Source organism: Phaeobacter sp. HF9A, assembly GCF_011806385.1.
In the GTDB taxonomy this organism is placed as follows: Bacteria; Pseudomonadota; Alphaproteobacteria; order Rhodobacterales; family Rhodobacteraceae; genus Epibacterium.
The window spans coordinates 1-17,289 of record NZ_JAATOX010000042.1; the positions used below are offsets into that span (position 1 = coordinate 1).

A 17,289-nucleotide genomic window follows, 5' to 3' on the forward strand; every position below is an offset into this window, starting at 1 on the left:
TCAACTACCGGGACGAGGATTTCGTCGAGATCCTGCGCGCCGACGGCGGTGCGGATCTAATTCTGGACATGGTTGGCGGCGACTATATTCCCCGCAACATCAAAGCACTGGCAGACGATGGGCGACTGGTTCACATCGCATTCCTACAAGGCCCCAAGGCCGAGCTGAACTTTGCACAGATCATGGCGCGCCGGCTGACCGTCACCGGATCGACCCTGCGTCCACAGAGCGACCTCGCCAAGGCACGGATTGCCCGGGATCTGGCAGAGGCGGTCTGGCCGATGATCGCCGCAGGCAAGCTGCGCCCGGTGATGGATTCGACCTTTGCGTTGGAGGAAGCCGCCGCCGCCCATACGCGAATGGAGGGCTCTGGCCACATCGGCAAGATCGTACTGGAGGTCGGCGGCGACGCGTGACCCCCATGCCAGCAACCTCCATGTGGATGGCCTAGGGATCCGCCCCTAGGCCACCGCGCGGCGGTAGAAATGCCAGGTGGCATGACCCAGCAGCGGCACCACAACGATCAGCCCCGCGAACAGCGGGATGGAGCCGATCAGCAGCGCACTGCCGACCATCGCGCCCCAGGTCAGGCAGACAAGGCGGTTCTTGCGCATCACCTCAAGCGAGGTGGCAACGGCGACCGGCAGGCCCACATGGCGGTCCAGCAACAGCGGAAAGGACACGATGCTGACCGCCAGCGCCGCATAGGCAAACGCCGCCCCCACCGCAAAGCCTGAAACCATCATCACCCAGCCCGGGCGGGTGGTCAGCACATCCCTCGCAAAAGCCTCAAGCGAGGCCGGTGCAACGGGGCCAAGCGTCGCGTTATAAATCGCCTGCGCCGTCACGATCCAGACCACGAACAGCGCCGCCAAATAGAAGGCCAGCACAAACATCGCCCCAAAGGCCGGTGAGCGCAGCACCGAGAACGCCGACATCCAGCCTGCGGGCGCGCCCTGTTCGCGGCGCCGGGACATCTCGTAAAGACCGATCGCCGCCGCCGGACCGACAATGGCGAACCCCATGATCAACGGCAACAGAAGCGGCAGCACCGCGAGGTGAAAGCCGGTCATCACCATGGCCAAGCCGATCAGCGGATAGAGGAAGACCAGAAACATCGCATCAGAGCGCGAAGATTTGAAATCCTCCCATCCGGCGCGCAGGGCGTGAGAGATATCGCTCATGGTCAAGCTGCGCACCCGTGGCCGCGCCGCCTCCTCGCTGCGCATCTCGTCAATGGCGTCAGCCGTTCCGTGCCCGGCGGAACGGAGCGATTGCAACAGCCAACTGGCCGGATTTCCGATGGCTTTGCGTGCGATATCTGTCATGGCTTGGCTCCTCCTATGGCGTGCTGTCACGCCGCGCAGAAGACCAGTGGATCAGGGCCGGGACCGGGCCGGGAAGAGAGGGACAGGACGCAGGACATCTCGGGTGGTCCCGGAGCGTGACCTCTGAAACGGGTCGGGGCGCGGCATGTCTGGCCAGCAGAGTAGCACAACCGAGGGGATTCGGCGGTCACAGTCCTGCGAGCCGCCGATCACGCCTAGCGAACCGGTTCGAACAGCGCGTCCTTGAGCGTGCAATCCTTGATCACATCGCGACCGCAGGGCACCGGCTCCATCTCGCGGGACAGGCAAATTCGGGCCTCTTGGATAAACCCGTCGCGGCAGGTGATGGTCAGGCTGTCCTTGCTCAGGGCCGGGTTTGCCTTAAGGAACGCCTCTTCCACCACCGAGGCGGGCAGCTTCACGGGTTTGTCCAGACGACGAAAGATCTGCGGGCGGTTCACCGTGTCATAGGCGCGCCGCGCCAGCGCAAAATAGTCGCGCGCAGCGAGGCCAGAACAGCTGCCGTGTTTTTTCCATTGATGCCAGGCAAGCCCCGCATTGCCCATGATATCCGCCATGTCGGCGGTCTGGCGACGGGTCGGTGGCGTGGCGGCGGTGCGGCAGAAGGCAGGCCAGCCGCGATGAAACTGCGGCCAGAGCCCGTGCAGCGTCCAGCCGTAATCATGCCGGTCGTCGCATTGATCAGAGCCGCGCGCGTCGCCCTCCAGCGCGCACCAATTCGGCGACCAGCTGAGCGACAGAACGTAGTAATCAAACTCCCCCGCGATCTCGCCATCAGCCCGCACCGGGGTGGTCAGCAGCCCAAGACCCATCAATATTGTGAAGAATAGCCCGCGCATTCGCCTCTTTCCTTATGCTTTCAAGGCGACTATATAGTTCTGAAGTTCCCCGACAACGGAAACCACCCCCGAAACCCAAGGGGTAGCCGATTTAAGGCGACGGGAGAGGTTTATCCGCAGGTGGTCCGGGCCGGGGGCAGACGTGTTATAAGGAGAAGAGCACATGGCAAAACCGTTGATGGCCAAGGCGACCGCCGTGTGGCTGGTGGACAATACCACGATCAGCTTCAAACAGATCGGCGATTTCGTTGGCATGCACGAGCTGGAGATTCAGGGCATCGCCGATGGCGATGTGGCGGCTGGCGTGAAAGGGTTCGACCCGATTGCCAACAACCAGCTGACCCAGCAGGAAATCACCACCGCCGAGAACAACCCGCTGCACAAGCTGAAGCTGAAGTTCAACGCCGCCGCCGCTGGCGAGGAAAAACGCCGTGGCCCGCGCTACACCCCGCTGTCCAAGCGTCAGGACCGGCCGAACTCGATCCTGTGGCTGGTGAAATTCCACCCGGAACTCTCTGATGGTCAGATCGCCAAGCTGGTCGGCACCACCAAGCCGACGATCCAGTCGATCCGCGAGCGCACCCACTGGAACATCTCCGCGATGGAGCCGATCGATCCGGTTGCGCTGGGTCTGTGCAAGCAATCCGAGCTGGACGCCGCCGTGCAGAAAGCCGCCGAAAAACGCGCTGCCGAAGGTGGCGTGATGAGCGATGACGAGCGCCGCAAGCTGGTCTCCACCGAGCAATCGCTGGAGATGGATGCCGAGCCGAAAATGCCGACGGCGATCGAGGGGCTGGAGACCTTCACCCTGGGCGGATCTGATTCGCGCGACAAGAAGGAAGAGAACATCCTGGATGCCGACAGCTTCTTTAACCTGCCGGCAGGGGATGACGAGGACGAGGATGACGACAGCGACGATCCGCGTTACTGATTTTCCGCAATCTTGAGGGTTGCCACACCGCCGCAGGGCCCCGCGCTCTGCGGCGTTTCTTTTTGCCCTTGCATATACCTGACTAAATAACTAAGGAAACGGCACCTAGCCTATTTTGGCGCCTAGCCGCGCCAAAACCGCCCGGATCGTGATGTAAACACGCCCTGCGCGCCCTCTTGAGAAAGGTGCCCCACGGGCGGCAGGTATAGGCCAGGCCGATGACGTTTCAGGTTTCCCTCCTCCCCGATTTTGCCCAGGCGCCGCTGGTAACCTTCGGCTTTGATCCCTTCGAGACACGGTTGATCGCCGTGATGCGTCACTTTCTGACCACCGCCGCCGCGCCGGGCAGCCAGGCCTGGCATCGCGGATTTGTCGTCGCGGCCGAAACCTGGGGCGAGACGCACGGCCTTGCCGTGGCCTATGCGCTTTGGCCGGTGGTGCGAGAGCTGCTGGCGCTGCGCGGCGGTGATGTCGCCTATAAAGACCCGCTGGACCTGGATCTGCGCGATTTTCTAAGCCCGGATGAGGCGCAATTCATCGCCATGCTGCACCATATGCGCCGCGACGAGACCCCAGAGGCGCGCGATGCGGTGGAGGCGCTGACTCGCGGACGGATGGAGCCGGCGCTGATCCGCGCCGGGCTGTCCTTTGCGGATCGCTTCCCCTCGGGCGCCCGCAACAGGCTACGCGGCACGCCGGAGTTGCGGCTGGTGCGCTAACATCGGTCCTGCTGTACCGGATTCCCGCCCAGCAGCCTTGCACGACCGGGGCGCGGGTAGTAGGCATTTTGCCAACGCAAGCCCCGGGAGACGTTGAGAATGGACGATCCAAAAACCCTGGTTTCCACCGATTGGCTGGCCGCGCACCTGAAGGATCCCGATCTGCGGATCCTCGACGCGTCCTGGTATCTGCCGCAGATGGACCGTGACGCCAAAGCGGAATATGACGCCGCCCATATTCCCGGCGCGCGTTTCTTTGATATCGACGAGATTTCCGATCACCGCTCCGAGCTGCCCCATATGGTGCCGCCGGTTGAAAAATTCATGTCGCGCCTGCGGGCGATGGGTGTTGGTGACGGGCATCAAGTGGTGGTCTATGACGGCATGGGGCTGTTTTCCGCCGCCCGCGTCTGGTGGCTGTTTCGGCTGATGGGTCAGGTCAATGTGGCGGTTCTGGATGGCGGATTGCCCAAGTGGAAGGCCGAAGACCGGCCGCTGGAAGACCTGCCGCCGGTGATCCGCGACCGCCACATGACGGTGCGGGTGCAAAACCAGATGGTGCGGGATGTCACGCAGGTCTCTTCCGCCTCCAAGCTGGGCGATCACGAGATCATCGACGCCCGCGCCGCCGAGCGGTTTCGTGGCGAGGCGCCAGAGCCGCGCCCGGGCATGCGCGCAGGGCATATTCCCGGCGCCAAGAACGTTCCCTTCACCACCCTTCTGACCCCCGAAGGCACCATGAAAGCGCCCCAAGAGCTGCGCGCAATCTTTGAGGCCGCAGGCGTGGATCTGAGCAAACCCGCGATCACCTCTTGTGGCTCCGGGGTGACAGCGGCGGTCCTCAGCCTCGCCATGGAGCGCATGGGCAAATATGATCACGCGCTTTATGATGGCTCCTGGTCCGAATGGGGCGCCTTTCCGACACTTCCCGTTGCAACCGGAGACGACTGATGTTCGAGACCCTGAAACCGCAGCCAGCCGACAAGATCCTGGCGCTGATGCAAATGTACCGCGATGACCCGCGGGAGCAGAAAATCGACCTCGGCGTCGGTGTCTACAAGGATGCCACGGGTCTGACCCCGGTGATGCGCGCGATCAAGGCCGCCGAGCACAAGCTCTGGGAAGAGCAGACCACCAAGGCCTATACCGGCCTGGCCGGGGATCCTGCTTATGCCGATGCGATGATCTCGCTGATCCTCGGCACTGCGGTTGCGCGCGACAAGATCGCCGCTGTGGCAACTCCGGGCGGCACCGGCGCGGTGCGGCAGGCCTTTGAGCTCATCCGGATGGCCAATCCCTCGGCGCGGGTCTTTGTCTCTGATCCGACCTGGCCCAACCATGTGTCGATCCTCAAGTTCCTGGGGATCGAGACGGTGGCCTATCGCTATTTTGACCGCGAAACCCGGGGCGTGGATTTCGACGGGATGATCGAGGATCTCAAAAGCGCCAAGGCGGGCGACGTGGTGCTGCTGCATGGCTGCTGTCACAACCCGACCGGCGCCAACCTGAACCAGACCGAATGGCAGGCTGTTGTCGATCTGGTCAATGAACGCGGCCTGATCCCGATGATCGACATCGCCTATCAGGGCTTTGGCGACGGGCTGGAGGAAGATGCCGCAGGCGTGCGTCTGGTGGCCGCCTCGGTGCCGGAATGCCTGATCGCGGCGAGCTGCTCCAAGAACTTCGGCATCTACCGCGAGCGCACCGGCCTGTTGATGGCAATCTCTCAGGATGGCGCAGCGCAGGCACAAAACCAGCAGACGCTGGCGTTTCTGAACCGGCAGAATTATTCCTTCCCGCCGGATCACGGCGCGCGGCTGGTGACGATGATCCTCAACGACGATGCCCTGCGCGCCGACTGGATGCAGGAGCTGGAGGATGTGCGCCTGGGCATGCTGGGGCTGCGTCAGCAATTGGCGGATGAGCTGCAACGGTTGAGCGGCTCGGACCGCTTTGGCTTTATCGCGCAGCACCGCGGCATGTTCTCGCTGCTGGGCACCACAGCGGAGCTGGTGGAGAAAATGCGTGTGGACGCCGGGATTTACATGGTCGGCGACAGCCGCCTGAACATCGCAGGGCTGAATGCGCAAACGGTGCCGATCCTGGCCAAGGCGATCATCGACGCCGGCGTCTGAGCGACCTCTCCGCTGAAATCTCTGAAACGCGCCCCATCTTCTGGGGCGCGTTTTTCATATCCGGTGGCGCTCCCGCCCGTGTCGGCTGCATTGAAAATGCATCCGCCCCCGTTGGGCGTGGCAGCGCGCCTGCGGCGCGCTGTAAGGGCTGCAAGCCTGGACATGAATTCCCACTGGCCCGACAGCCAGCCCCATGTTCGCAGTAGTGCGCACAGCGCGATAGCGCTGCCACGCCCAACGCCGAGTGCAGCGCCGTCAGGCGGTGCTGCGAGGGGGCGGGAGCGCCACCGGCCCGGTTGCTCCCCCCGATAGGCCGTCCTCCTCGGCGCAACAAAAAACGCGGCCCCGAAGAGCCGCGTTTTGCTGTTGCATGGGAGGGAAGGCTTAGCCCGCTTTGAACTCCGGGTAGGCTTCCATGCCCAGTTCGGCCATATCGAGACCGTTGATCTCTTCCTCTTCGGTGACGCGGATACCCATGGTCGCCTTTAGGATCATCCAGACCACGCCAGAGGTGATGATGGTGAAGAGCGCAACCACAACGATGCCATAGAGCTGGGTGCCCAGGGAGGCGTCGCCATTGGTCAGCACAACCGCGATGGTGCCCCAGATGCCGCAGATCAGGTGAACCGGGATGGCACCAACAACGTCATCGAGCTTCATCCGGTCGAGCATCGGCACGGCGAAGACCACGATAAGACCACCGACAGCACCGATCAGGGTTGCCGCACCAAGGGTCGGGGTCAGCGGCTCTGCGGTGATCGACACAAGGCCAGCCAACGCGCCGTTCAGGATCATGGTCAGGTCCGGCTTTTTGAACAGGAACTGGGTTGCAAGCAGGGCTGCCACAGCGCCGCCAGCCGCAGCTGCGTTGGTGTTGGCAAAGATGCGCGACACATCAGCCACATCGCCGACGGTGCCCATGGCCAGCTGCGAGCCGCCATTGAAACCAAACCAACCGAGCCACAGGATGAATGTGCCGAGGGTGGCCAGGGTCAGGTTGGAACCCGGCATCGGGATGGTTTTGCCGTCTTTATACTTGCCGATCCGCGGGCCGAGGATGAGCGCGCCGGTCAGGGCTGCCCAGCCACCGACAGAGTGCACAACGGTGGAGCCGGCGAAATCGAGGAAACCAGCCGCGTCAAGGAAGCCACCGCCCCATTTCCAGGAGGCTTGCAGCGGATAGATGATGGAGGTCAGAACGATGGTGAAGATCAGGAACGGCCACAGCTTGATCCGCTCGGCCAGGGTGCCGGACACGATCGAGGCGGTGGTGGCGCAGAACATCAGCTGAAAGAAAAAGTCCGAACCGGTGGAGGCATAGGAGTAGTCATCCGCGGCATCGGCGGTGACGCCAACCGCTTCGAGCACACCAGGGCCAAACACGCCGGACAGGTAGCCGATCACCACTTCCTCACCATCAACGATTTTGGTGGTGGCAATGGCCCAATCGCCCAGCGGGTACATCAGGTTGTAGCCGATCAGATAGTAAAAGATCGACGCCAGCGAAAACAGCACGACGTTCTTGGTCAGCTGCATGGTGACGTTCTTGGACCGCACCAGACCGGCTTCGAGCATGGCAAAACCAGCGGCCATCCAGAACACCAGAAAGCCGCCCATCAGGAACAGCAGGCTGTTGAAGATAAACACGGAATCGGTCGAGGCGTTGACGCCGGGAACCGAATCCTGCGCCAGGACGACCCCAGGCAGGACCGCAAGCGCCGCAGCGGCAGCAGTGAGTTTGAGTTTGGTCATTCGTTTCACATCCTTTGAGGGATTTTGCGCATCAAAGCGCGTCGTGATTGGTTTCGCCGGTGCGCACGCGCACGGCCTGGGCCACGTCGAGAACAAAGATCTTGCCATCGCCGATCTTGCCGGTGCGGGCAGTCTTGGTGATGGTTTCAACCACCTGCTCTGCCAGGTCGGATTGCACCACGATCTCCAGTTTGACCTTGGGCACGAAGTTCACTTCATACTCGGCCCCGCGGTAGATTTCGGTGTGCCCGGCCTGCGCGCCAAAGCCCTTGATTTCGGTTACCATCAACCCCGATACACCGAGTTCAGTCAGCGCCTCGCGGACCTCCTCCAGCTTGAACGGTTTGATGGCTGCAATGATCAATTTCATCTCGACACCCTTTCCCGGGCTCCCCGCCCGCTGTTTGCAGGTGCAGAAGAGCGCCCCGCTCGAGTCGGGGGAACGTTACAGGGGGGTAAATCCGCCTGCTTTCTGGGCGACGGCTGAATAAATTCGCTCAAAAAAGGGGCTTTGCTCACTAATTGGGCGACATTTAGATCAAGTTTGGCGGGAATCCGCCTCTCTACAAGCGCGAAAAGACTCGCTATTCTGTGCAAAACGACCGGGATTTACCCGGATGACACAGAATAGACGAGCAGTCAGAGCAGGACATTAACCATGACGCAGGGGCGCAGTTCCGGCCGCGGAACTTCTGGGCGCGGGCGCGGCCCGCTGGTTGCAGACAAACGCTATCCGGGCGGCGGGGGCCGTAAACCGACGAAGAAGCCACGCAAGCCTTCCCAGCGTCGGGCGAAAAAGGGCTGGTCGCTGTTTGGCCGTCGCAAAACGCCCCGCACGCCGCGCAAACGGGGGCTGTTGGGCTGGTTGCTTTTGCCCTTTGCCCTGGTGCTGCGGGTGCTCTGGGCGGTCAGCTGGCGCGTTGGTCTGGTGGCGGGGGTCTTCCTCGCCGGGGCGGTAGCCTATCACTATTCCAAGCTGCCCGACTATCAGGCGCTGCTGGATGGGCGCAATCAGGGCTCTGTGACCTTGCTGGACAGTGCCGGCGAGATCTTTGCCTGGCGCGGCGACCAGTTCGGCGGCGTGGTCACAGCCGAGACGGTTTCCCCCTATCTCAAGAACGCCATCGTCGCGACCGAGGACAAGCGTTTCTATCGCCACTTTGGCGTCAGCCCGCGCGGGGTCGCCAGCGCCATCCGCATCAACCTGCGTGAGGGACGCGGGCCGCTTTCGGGCCATGGCGGCTCCACCATCACCCAGCAGACTGCAAAGCTGCTCTGCCTCGGGGTGACCTATGACCCGACCGTTTGGGACAGCGAGGCCGACTACGAGGCCGATTGCCGCCAGTCGTCGCTCTGGCGCAAGGCCAAGGAAGCGATCTTTGCCATGGCGATGGAGGCCAAATACAGCAAGGATGAAATCCTCTCTATCTATATGAACCGTGCCTATATGGGCGGCGGCGCATATGGTGCCGAAGCAGCGGCGCAGCGTTTCTTTGGCAAATCCGCCAATCAGGTGGACCCGGCCGAAGCGGCGATGCTTGCGGGGCTGCTCACCGCGCCCTCCACCCTTGCGCCGACCAGCAATCTGGAACGCTCCCGCAATCGCGCCGCCACCGTGCTGCGCCTGATGGAGGAGCAAGGTTATCTGAGCGAAAGCCAGCGTCAGGCCGCCGCCAACCATCCGGCGGAGCTGAGCGAGGCCGCCGCCGCGCGCGCGGGTGGCTATTTCGCCGATTGGGTCATGGATACCGTGCCCGGCTTCCTTGGCGCAAAAACCACCGAAGACGTGGTGATCCGCACGACAATGGACCAGCGCCTGCAAAAGGCCGCCGAGGATGCGGTGAACCATGTGTTTGAAACCAAGGTCCGCGAGGGGTCCAAGGCGCAGACCGCCGTCATCGTGATGAGCGCCGATGGCGCCGTGCGCGCCATGGTAGGCGGGCGCAAGGTGCGCGCCTCCGGCGTCTTCAACCGGGCCACGCAGGCAAAACGGCAGACCGGGTCGTCATTCAAACCCTTCGTTTATGCCGCCGCGCTGGAGCTGGGCTATTCACCCTATGACCGGGTGCTGGACGCGGAATACTGCCTTGATATTCCGGGCTCGGGTCCCTGGTGCCCGCAGAACTACACCCATAAATTCTATGGCGAGGTGACGCTGGCGCGGGCGCTGCGGGATTCGCTCAATATCCCGGCGGTGAAAATTTCCGAAGCGGTTGGTCGTGACAATGTTCGCCATGTGGCGGGCGAATTCGGCATTGAGAGCAACCTCGCCGATGGGCCCGCGCTGGCGCTTGGCGCGTCGGAAAGCACGCTGATCGAGATGACCGGCGCCTATGCGGGCATCCTCAATGGCGGCTCTGCGGTGACGCCCTACGGCGTGGAAACGCTGACATTGGTGGGCGATTCCGATCCCCTGATGGGCGCATCGGGCGGCATGAAGGAACGGGTGATCCGCCCCGAGGCCGCGCAAGAGCTGATCTGGATGATGAAGCAGGTGATCGACGACGGCACCGGCAGGCGCGCACAGATCCCCGGCTGGCAGGCGGCAGGCAAATCCGGCACCACGTCAGCGGCCAAGGACGCCTGGTTTATCGGCTTTACCGCCGATTACGTGGCCGGGGTCTGGATGGGCTATGACGACAACACGCCCCTGAGCGGCGTCACCGGCGGTGGCCTGCCCGCGGAAATCTGGCGCGAGACCATGGTGCGGGTGCATGACGGTCTGACCCCGACCCCCCTGCCGATGAAGGTCCCCGAGCAGATCGTGGTGCCGCAGCAAGAACAGCCGCGCCAACAACGCCGAACCCAGGACAGCGGTCTGGAGCGGGTCCTGCGCAATATCTTTGGCAACTGAGCTCAGGCCGCAACACAACAGAGGCGGAGGGCCGGTCTAGGATCGGCCCCGTCCCCCGTTCCACCGCAGCTAGCAGCGCGGCATCTCGCGCAGCGCCGCGACCACCAGATCCAGATCGGTCGCCTGCGCGCTGCGCGGTGGCTTGCGGGTGAGATCCTTCTGTTCCGTCATGCTGTCGTCGCGCGCCGGGATAGGACCGAAATCACCAATCTTGGGATCGGCGGCAGACTGGCCGCCATGCAACAGCCCCTGCACGCTCTGGACAGATCCGGGCGTGATGCAGCTCTGCGGCAACAGGCCCGTCATCGCGCCAAAGCTCTGCGGGCTGTGCAGATCGTTCAATCGGTGGTGCAGCACATGGGTTTGATCCGGGTCCAACAGCTCCGAGGCCGGTTGCGCGGGGTCAATCGCCGCGCTCAGCTGCGGCGGGCTCACCGCAATCACCGCGAGCGCGGCCAGCACAACATGCAACGCGCCAAAACGGCCGCGATTGGAGCACAGGGAAATGTCGGTAGGGGCGCGTTCAGCCAAGAATGTCATGATCCAGTCCTCAAGTCAGAGTTTCAAGTTGAGAACCGGGATAAAGGGGCGCCGGGTTGGCTCTGCGGTGGGCTTGTGGCCAAAATGCGGAGCTTCCCTCCAGTTTGGGTAGAATTGTACTGGATCCTGCGTCCACAGACTGCGCTCCGGGACGGTCAGGCCAGCGAAATCAACAGCTCACAGATGCTGTTTGGGTCATAGCGGGTTGGCTGGTCGGGACGGGCAAGTGCCATCCGGTGACAGCTGACCCCATGCTCCTGCTCCGCCGCGATGATCTCCCGCTCAGGCACCTGGTCATCGCAAATCACATGGGTCAAAAAGGCAGAGGTCGCCAGCCCCTCGCCCTTTGCGTCCCGCCGCAGCGGCGCCAAAATGGCGGCGATCTGATCGGACAGGCCCATGTCCTGGCATTCGGGATCAACGCCCAGACTGGGAATATAGACCTTGGGCACGTTGCGCGCCGCCACCGCGCGCCCGACCCCCGCCGGCAGAAGGTTCGAGATCACGCTGGAATAGAGACTCCCGGGCGGGTAGCAGATCAGGTCACTGGCGGCGATCAGCTTTTGATTGCGCTTGGGAAGCCGCACGGCTTCCCTGGGCAATTCCTCGACCCCATCCGACAGAAACAACCGGGTGATCCGGGCGCCGAGCGGCGCGCACTCCTTGCCTGTCATCTGGCGCTGTCCGATGACGCGCCGCCCCCCTTCCAGCTCCACCCCGATCTGAAGATCCACATCGGCAATCGGGCGCACGGTGCCACGCACATCGACCATCTTCGACATCAGAAAGAGCACCGGCTCCAGCGCCCGGTCATTGTCCAGATAGCCGCCCGCCAGGATCAGATTGCCGATACTGGCATTGCGATAGTCCAGCCCCTTCGGCGCGGCGGTCCGGAAGTGGCGCAGATAGCCGACGATCAGCTGCCGCATCGGTTTTGACAGCGCCTTCAGCAGCGGGTGCGAGCCATCAAACAGGCTGGCAACCTCGCGGGCCAGATCGGCCGCGCTGGCGGTTTTGGGCAGGCGATGCGAAAACAGCCGGTAGATATCCGGCTGGCCCAGCTCGGTTTCATCCGCCAGCGCCATCAGCCGGCTGCGCAAATCCCCGACCGCAGGCATGGAAAAGGCCTCGCGCAGCACCTGAGACGAGCCGCCGCTGTCAAACGGGGTGATGAGATGCGCCGAATTATGCGTATAGAGCTTGAGCTTGCGGGACATCTCGTTGAGCGCGCTGCCGCCGGAAAAGAACAAAAAACGTGGCCCAAGATGCGGCACCGCCCGCGCCCGTGCGAGGCGCAGGTTGTCGGGAACCGTGGCGTGGCGTAGGATCGCGATATCGGACATGGTCACCTGATGGGGCTGCTCGCGCCGACCATGCCACTCCTTTTAGCGAAATACCACCGCACTTGCCATGACCGCGCGCCACTCAGAGTTCCTTGATATCATCCGCGTCACCGCACGCGCCGTGATCTGGCGCGAGGGCCGTGTCCTGGTGCAGGTGAAACAGGCCGAGGACGGGCGGATCTATCTGGGCCTGCCGGGTGGGCGGCTGGAGCCGGGCGAAACCCTGGCCGATGCGGCACGGCGCGAAGCCTGGGAAGAGGTCGCCGCCCGGGTTGAGGTCAAGAGCTTGCTGCGGGTCGCCGAGATTTACAAACGCCGCCCCGAGGGGCTGCGCCACCAGCTGGAGCATCTCTTCCTTTGTCATGTGGATGACACATATCTCCCGCAGATGGGGGCGGAGCCGGATTCCAAGCAGATCGCAGTACGTTGGGCGGATCCGATGGCCGAAGCCGCCCTGTTCGACCCGCCCTATGCGATGCTGCTGACCGACGAGACCGCAGAAACCTACCAAGGGGTCGTTCACGATGAAACTGCCTGAGGCAGCGCGCGAGAACCTCGCGTTTCTGCTTGCTGAACTGGACGGCCAGATGGCTCATCTGCTGGCGTATTTTCAGGCGCCCTCCACCGCCGCCGCGCAGAAGGTGATCCTGCGCGCAGGCTATACCCATAACCTGTGGTCCCGGGTGCAATCGGCCTGTCGCAGCGCGCACTCCCGGGGCAAGCCGTCGCAATCCCGGCGGCTGGTGTTGCAGAATGTGGATACGATCGCGCGCAACCTTGACCAGATGTCGCGGCTGTCCCGACTTGCGCTTGTGCATGCCGAGGACGTCGGGCGGGTCAAGCTCTTGCGGCCCGACGCCTATCGCAAGGTGCTGAAACAGGTGCGCGACACCCTGCATGAGGTACTGCCCGCGCTGGACGCCACTGACGGCAAAAGCGCCATCGCCATCGGCCAGAACACCTCTGACATCAATGATTTTTACGACCGCATGTTTCGCACCTATACCCGCGACATGCGCGACAGCCGCCACACCGAGGACCTGGCCAATGCGCTGCTGGTGCTGAACGAGCTGCGCCGCATGGGCGAGAGCCTGCAAGGCATCAGCGAGGCGCTCCTGTCGATCTCGATCGGCCAGAATGTGCAGTTCGAGCGCTATTTCACCCTGCGCAGCGTCTTGTCGGGCAGCAAGGTCGCGGATGACGATATCGTGCTGAAACCCCTGGCCGAGACCCGCTCCGGCAGCGCTATTTCCTCGGTCAGCACCCGCGGCAAGGACGGCGATCTGATCGACGCGGTGTTCAAGGACGGTGAAAAAAGCAAGGTGAAAGAAGAACGCGCCGGGGTCAAAAGCTGGCATGCGATCTATCCCGGCCTCGCCCCCCGTATCCTCTCCTACGAGAAACGGGGCCAGTCGGCGGCGCTGTTGATCGAGCATTTGCAGGGCCATACCTTTGAACATGTGCTCCTGAACGAGGACAATGCCGCGCTGGCCGCCGCGCAAAAAGCGCTGCACAAGACGCTGACCGATATCTGGACGCGCACCCGCACCGAGACCCCGGCGCAGATGCAGGCAATGACGCAGCTCTATGCGCGCATGAAGGACGTCTATCGGGTGCATCCCGAATTCGACGTCGGCACCATCCGCATTCAGGACCAGAAACAACCCGCCTTTGCCGATCTGCTGAAGGCCGCAAAGCTGCGCGAGGACGATCTCTGCGCGCCGTTTTCGGTCTATATCCACGGGGATTTCAACCTGGACAATGTGATCTACGACCCCGGCGAGGCGAAGATCCGCTTTATCGACCTGCATCGCTCGCGCTACATGGATTATGTGCAGGATGCCTCGGTCTTCATGGTCTCGGCCTATCGGCTACAGGTGCAGGATGGCCCGCTGCGCGCGCGGATTGCTGAAACCGCCGTGGCGCTGCACAAGATGGCCGCGAAATTCGCCCGTGCACAAAACGATCCGACATTCGAATTCCGGCTGGCGCTGGGACTGGCGCGCAGCTTTGCCACGTCAACGCGGTTCGTCTTCGACGAGGAGCACGCCCGACGCATGTTCCTGCGCGCCAGATACCTGCTGGACGTCGCACTGGCGGTGCCGGAGGGGTGCGAGGCGCGACTGAAATTGCCGATCAAGGAGCTATTTGGTGACTGAACAGAAGATCGGGGTGGTGGGCATCCCGGGGAAATGGTCCACCGAGGCCATCGCCGACGCGCTGGAGGCGCGCACCGGCTTTCGCCTGGTGATCGACATGGCGGAGGTCTCGCTGGATCTTGGCAGCGGCGCGCTGCTCTATCGCGGGCAGGATCTGTGCCAGCTTGATGGTCTGGTGATCAAGAAGATCTCCGAGGTCTACAGCACCCATGCGCTGGATCGGCTGGAAATGCTGCGGGTGGCCGAGGCGCGCGGCGTCAGGATCTACAGCCGACCAGAGGCGATCCTGCGGCTGATGGACCGGCTGGCCTGCACCGTGACGCTGGCCAATGCGGGCCTTCCGATGCCGCCCACAACCATCACCGAGGACGAGGCCACCGCATGGCAGGCGGTGCAATCCTATGGCAGCGCCGTGTTCAAGCCCCTGTTTTCCACCAAGGCGCGCGGCATGTGCGTGATCTCTGCCGATGACAATGATGCGAAGGCGCAGATTGCGGCCTTTAAGGCGGACAACCCGGTGATGTATGTGCAGGCCAAGCGCGAGCTCTCCGGTCAGGATCTCGGCATGGTGTTTTTGGGCGGCGCCTACCTCTGTACCTATGCAAGGGTGAAACAGGACGAGAGCAGCTGGAACACCACCATTCTGGCCGGCGGCACCTATGCCGACTATGAACCGGATGCGGCATTGATCGACCTCGGACTGCGGGCGCAGGCGCCCTTTGACCTCAGCTTTACCACGGTGGATATCGCCCTGACCGAAACCGGGCCGATTGTGTTTGAGGTTTCCGCCTTTGGTGGCTATCGCGGGGTAAAAGAAGGCTGCGGGCTGGATGCCGCGGCGCTGGTGGCCGACCATGTCTTGGCCGGGGGAAATGCATGACACCACAAACGGTTGCCGATATTCGCGCGCGTCTTGATCTCAGCAAGGCGGAGGCCACCCCGCCGCTGGATCTGATCGTGGGGCCCGTCGCCCTGCGCATCCATTGCGAGGCCCCCCTGCGCGCGGAGCTGGCGGAGTATTTCAAGGAGGCGCGCGGCGACGCCCCTGCCCCCGACATCACCCTCTATGCCATTGAAGGCCAGAGCCTTTCCCCGGCTCCTGACTGGCAGAACTGGGCGCGGGAACCGGGCAAAACCGGACGCAAGGACGCGATCCTGGACCTGCGCGACGGGCGACTGGTGCATAAGTTGCGCACGGGCGTGACATTTTTGCAGTCACCGGATCTGATGGTGGCCTTTGGCCCGGTTACACAACATGCCAACCAGGTGGTGAACTTCGTCAACACACAAGTGCTGAACCGGCAACAGCGCGTGGGCTGGCAGATCTGCCACGCCGCCGCCGCAACCCGGGGCAGCCGAACGCTGGCCATTGCAGGGCTTTCGGGCGGTGGCAAATCCACCTCGATCCTGCGGATGATGGACCTCCCGGAGGTGGCCTTCATGAGCAATGACCGGCTGCTGGTTCAGGCCACGGAGAGCGGCACAGGGGGCGGCGCCGAGGCGCTCGGTGTTCCCAAACACCCGCGCATCAACCCCGGCACCATCCTCGGCAATCCACGCCTGCACGGCATGCTCAGCGCCGAACGTCAGGCAGAGCTGCGCGCCATGCCGGTCGAGGATCTCTGGGAGCTGGAAGAAAAGCACGACCTCTTTATCTCTGATATCTATGGTCCCGGTCGCATCCGCTATGCCGCGCCGCTGACGGATTTCTGGGTCTTGAACTGGCAACGTGACGTGGAAAAGGTCACCATGGTCGAAGCGGTCGATCTGGCCAAACGCCCCGATCTGCTGGGCGCCATCATGAAAAGCCCCGGGCCCTTCTATCAATCCGCCGATGGCATCTTCCTCAGTGACCGTGAGACCCCGGACCCGGAGGCCTATCTGGCCGCCCTGCGCCATGTGCGCGTGCAGGAGGTCACCGGCCGGGTGGATTTTGACGCCATCGCCTATCTGGGGCGCGAGCTGTTTGATGCCTGAGCCGGGGCGCTATATCGCGCTGATCCGTCACGGCGCCTACCATCAGAAGCCGGAGACCCCATCGGCGCTGCAACCCTTTCCGCTGACCAGTGAGGGACAGGCGCAGGCCGCAGCCTGCGGTGATGCCGTGCATCTGCTCCTGACACAGGCGCAATTGACCCTGGCGCCGGTGATCCATTGCTCGCATCAATTGCGCGCCTGGCAAACCGCCGAGGCGATCCGCGAGGGGTTGCATCGTGCCGGCCACCGGGTGGAGCGCATCACCGAAACCGCAAGCCTCGCCGAGCGCAGCGTCGGTGCGGTGGCCAATCTGACCACGACAGAAATAGAGGCGCTGCTGGAGGCAGACCCGCGCTATGATCCCGCGCCACGGGGTTGGAAATCCAACAGCCACTATCAGCTGCCGTTTCAGGGGGCGGAGTCGCTCTTGCAGGCGGGCGAACGGGTGGCGGGCCATCTGACAGCCGTGGCAAAGGCCGCCCTGCCCGGAACGCTGACGCTCTGCGTTGGGCATGGGGCGTCCTTTCGCCATGCGGCGCATCATCTCGGGGTGTTGCGTCTGGGCGAAATTGCGCGGCTCTCCATGTATCACGCCCGCCCGTTACTGCTCTGTTACATGGGGGGTGGTAGATGGTCCCACTTTGGCGGGGCCTGGAAGCATCGGCAAAGACAGGAGACCCCTCTGGACTAG

The 17,289-nt window shown here is 63.2% G+C and carries 17 protein-coding genes; 11 read left to right on the forward strand and 6 right to left on the reverse strand.

Annotation, left to right across the window (positions count from 1 at the left end; translation table 11 throughout):
- Positions 1–416 (forward strand): zinc-binding dehydrogenase (locus tag HCZ87_RS09605; RefSeq protein WP_167643538.1); only part of this gene is annotated, 416 nt, incomplete at its 5' end.
- Positions 417–461: 45 nt separating this feature from the next.
- On the opposite strand, the gene HCZ87_RS09610 is transcribed toward HCZ87_RS09605, so the two are convergent.
- Together HCZ87_RS09610 and HCZ87_RS09615 are read right to left on the reverse strand one after the other, a co-directional pair.
- Positions 462–1,328 carry a DUF2189 domain-containing protein gene (locus HCZ87_RS09610; RefSeq protein ID WP_167643539.1) on the reverse strand — a complete coding sequence of 289 codons (867 nt, stop codon included), beginning with the start codon at positions 1,326–1,328 and terminating at the stop codon, positions 462–464.
- A gap of 215 nt (positions 1,329–1,543) precedes the next feature.
- Positions 1,544–2,188: a ribonuclease T2 gene (locus tag HCZ87_RS09615; protein WP_167643540.1), complete on the reverse strand. Its 645-nt coding sequence runs from the start codon at positions 2,186–2,188 to the stop codon at positions 1,544–1,546.
- A 163-nt stretch (positions 2,189–2,351) separates the two neighbouring features.
- Here HCZ87_RS09615 and HCZ87_RS09620 point away from each other — a divergent pair, with 163 nt between their 5' ends.
- The 4 genes from HCZ87_RS09620 to HCZ87_RS09635 all read left to right on the forward strand — a co-directional run bounded on the left by HCZ87_RS09620 (position 2,352) and on the right by HCZ87_RS09635 (position 5,973).
- Positions 2,352–3,119, forward strand: a complete 768-nt coding sequence (locus tag HCZ87_RS09620) for a DUF1013 domain-containing protein (RefSeq protein ID WP_167643541.1) — start codon at positions 2,352–2,354, stop codon at positions 3,117–3,119.
- A gap of 218 nt (positions 3,120–3,337) precedes the next feature.
- On the forward strand, positions 3,338–3,838 hold the full coding sequence (locus HCZ87_RS09625; RefSeq protein WP_167643542.1) for a hypothetical protein: 501 nt from the start codon (positions 3,338–3,340) through the stop codon (positions 3,836–3,838).
- A gap of 99 nt (positions 3,839–3,937) precedes the next feature.
- Positions 3,938–4,789, forward strand: a complete 852-nt coding sequence (sseA, locus tag HCZ87_RS09630) for a 3-mercaptopyruvate sulfurtransferase (protein ID WP_167643543.1) — start codon at positions 3,938–3,940, stop codon at positions 4,787–4,789.
- Complete coding sequence (locus tag HCZ87_RS09635) at positions 4,789–5,973, forward strand: amino acid aminotransferase (RefSeq protein ID WP_167643544.1); 1,185 nt, start codon at positions 4,789–4,791, stop codon at positions 5,971–5,973. Before sseA ends, HCZ87_RS09635 begins: the two co-directional genes overlap by 1 nt.
- Positions 5,974–6,357: 384 nt before the next feature.
- On the opposite strand, the gene HCZ87_RS09640 is transcribed toward HCZ87_RS09635, so the two are convergent.
- Together HCZ87_RS09640 and HCZ87_RS09645 are read right to left on the reverse strand one after the other, a co-directional pair.
- Positions 6,358–7,725, reverse strand: coding sequence for an ammonium transporter (locus HCZ87_RS09640; RefSeq protein WP_167643545.1), 1,368 nt, complete (start codon positions 7,723–7,725; stop codon positions 6,358–6,360).
- Positions 7,726–7,756: 31 nt separating this feature from the next.
- Positions 7,757–8,095 carry a P-II family nitrogen regulator gene (locus tag HCZ87_RS09645; RefSeq protein ID WP_167643546.1) on the reverse strand — a complete coding sequence of 113 codons (339 nt, stop codon included), beginning with the start codon at positions 8,093–8,095 and terminating at the stop codon, positions 7,757–7,759.
- A 288-nt stretch (positions 8,096–8,383) separates the two neighbouring features.
- Here HCZ87_RS09645 and HCZ87_RS09650 point away from each other — a divergent pair, with 288 nt between their 5' ends.
- Positions 8,384–10,579, forward strand: coding sequence for a transglycosylase domain-containing protein (locus HCZ87_RS09650; protein WP_167643547.1), 2,196 nt, complete (start codon positions 8,384–8,386; stop codon positions 10,577–10,579).
- Positions 10,580–10,648: 69 nt separating this feature from the next.
- Here the strand turns inward: HCZ87_RS09650 and HCZ87_RS09655 are convergent, their stop codons facing one another.
- Complete coding sequence (locus HCZ87_RS09655) at positions 10,649–11,119, reverse strand: hypothetical protein (RefSeq protein ID WP_167643548.1); 471 nt, start codon at positions 11,117–11,119, stop codon at positions 10,649–10,651.
- 155 nt (positions 11,120–11,274) lie between these two features.
- On the reverse strand, positions 11,275–12,462 hold the full coding sequence (locus HCZ87_RS09660) for a GAK system CofD-like protein (RefSeq protein WP_175582208.1): 1,188 nt from the start codon (positions 12,460–12,462) through the stop codon (positions 11,275–11,277).
- A 67-nt stretch (positions 12,463–12,529) separates the two neighbouring features.
- Between HCZ87_RS09660 and HCZ87_RS09665 the strand changes: the two genes are divergently transcribed.
- From HCZ87_RS09665 to HCZ87_RS09685, 5 genes are read left to right on the forward strand one after another with little or no spacing between them, the layout of a single operon-like run.
- On the forward strand, positions 12,530–13,000 hold the full coding sequence (locus HCZ87_RS09665) for an NUDIX domain-containing protein (RefSeq protein WP_167643550.1): 471 nt from the start codon (positions 12,530–12,532) through the stop codon (positions 12,998–13,000).
- A complete protein-coding gene (locus HCZ87_RS09670; protein ID WP_167643551.1) occupies positions 12,987–14,621 on the forward strand; it encodes a phosphotransferase in 1,635 nt (544 codons plus the stop codon). Before HCZ87_RS09665 ends, HCZ87_RS09670 begins: the two co-directional genes overlap by 14 nt.
- Positions 14,614–15,501: a GAK system ATP-grasp enzyme gene (locus HCZ87_RS09675; RefSeq protein ID WP_167643552.1), complete on the forward strand. Its 888-nt coding sequence runs from the start codon at positions 14,614–14,616 to the stop codon at positions 15,499–15,501. Before HCZ87_RS09670 ends, HCZ87_RS09675 begins: the two co-directional genes overlap by 8 nt.
- On the forward strand, positions 15,498–16,598 hold the full coding sequence (locus tag HCZ87_RS09680) for an HprK-related kinase B (RefSeq protein WP_167643553.1): 1,101 nt from the start codon (positions 15,498–15,500) through the stop codon (positions 16,596–16,598). Before HCZ87_RS09675 ends, HCZ87_RS09680 begins: the two co-directional genes overlap by 4 nt.
- On the forward strand, positions 16,591–17,289 hold the full coding sequence (locus HCZ87_RS09685) for a histidine phosphatase family protein (RefSeq protein ID WP_167643554.1): 699 nt from the start codon (positions 16,591–16,593) through the stop codon (positions 17,287–17,289). Before HCZ87_RS09680 ends, HCZ87_RS09685 begins: the two co-directional genes overlap by 8 nt.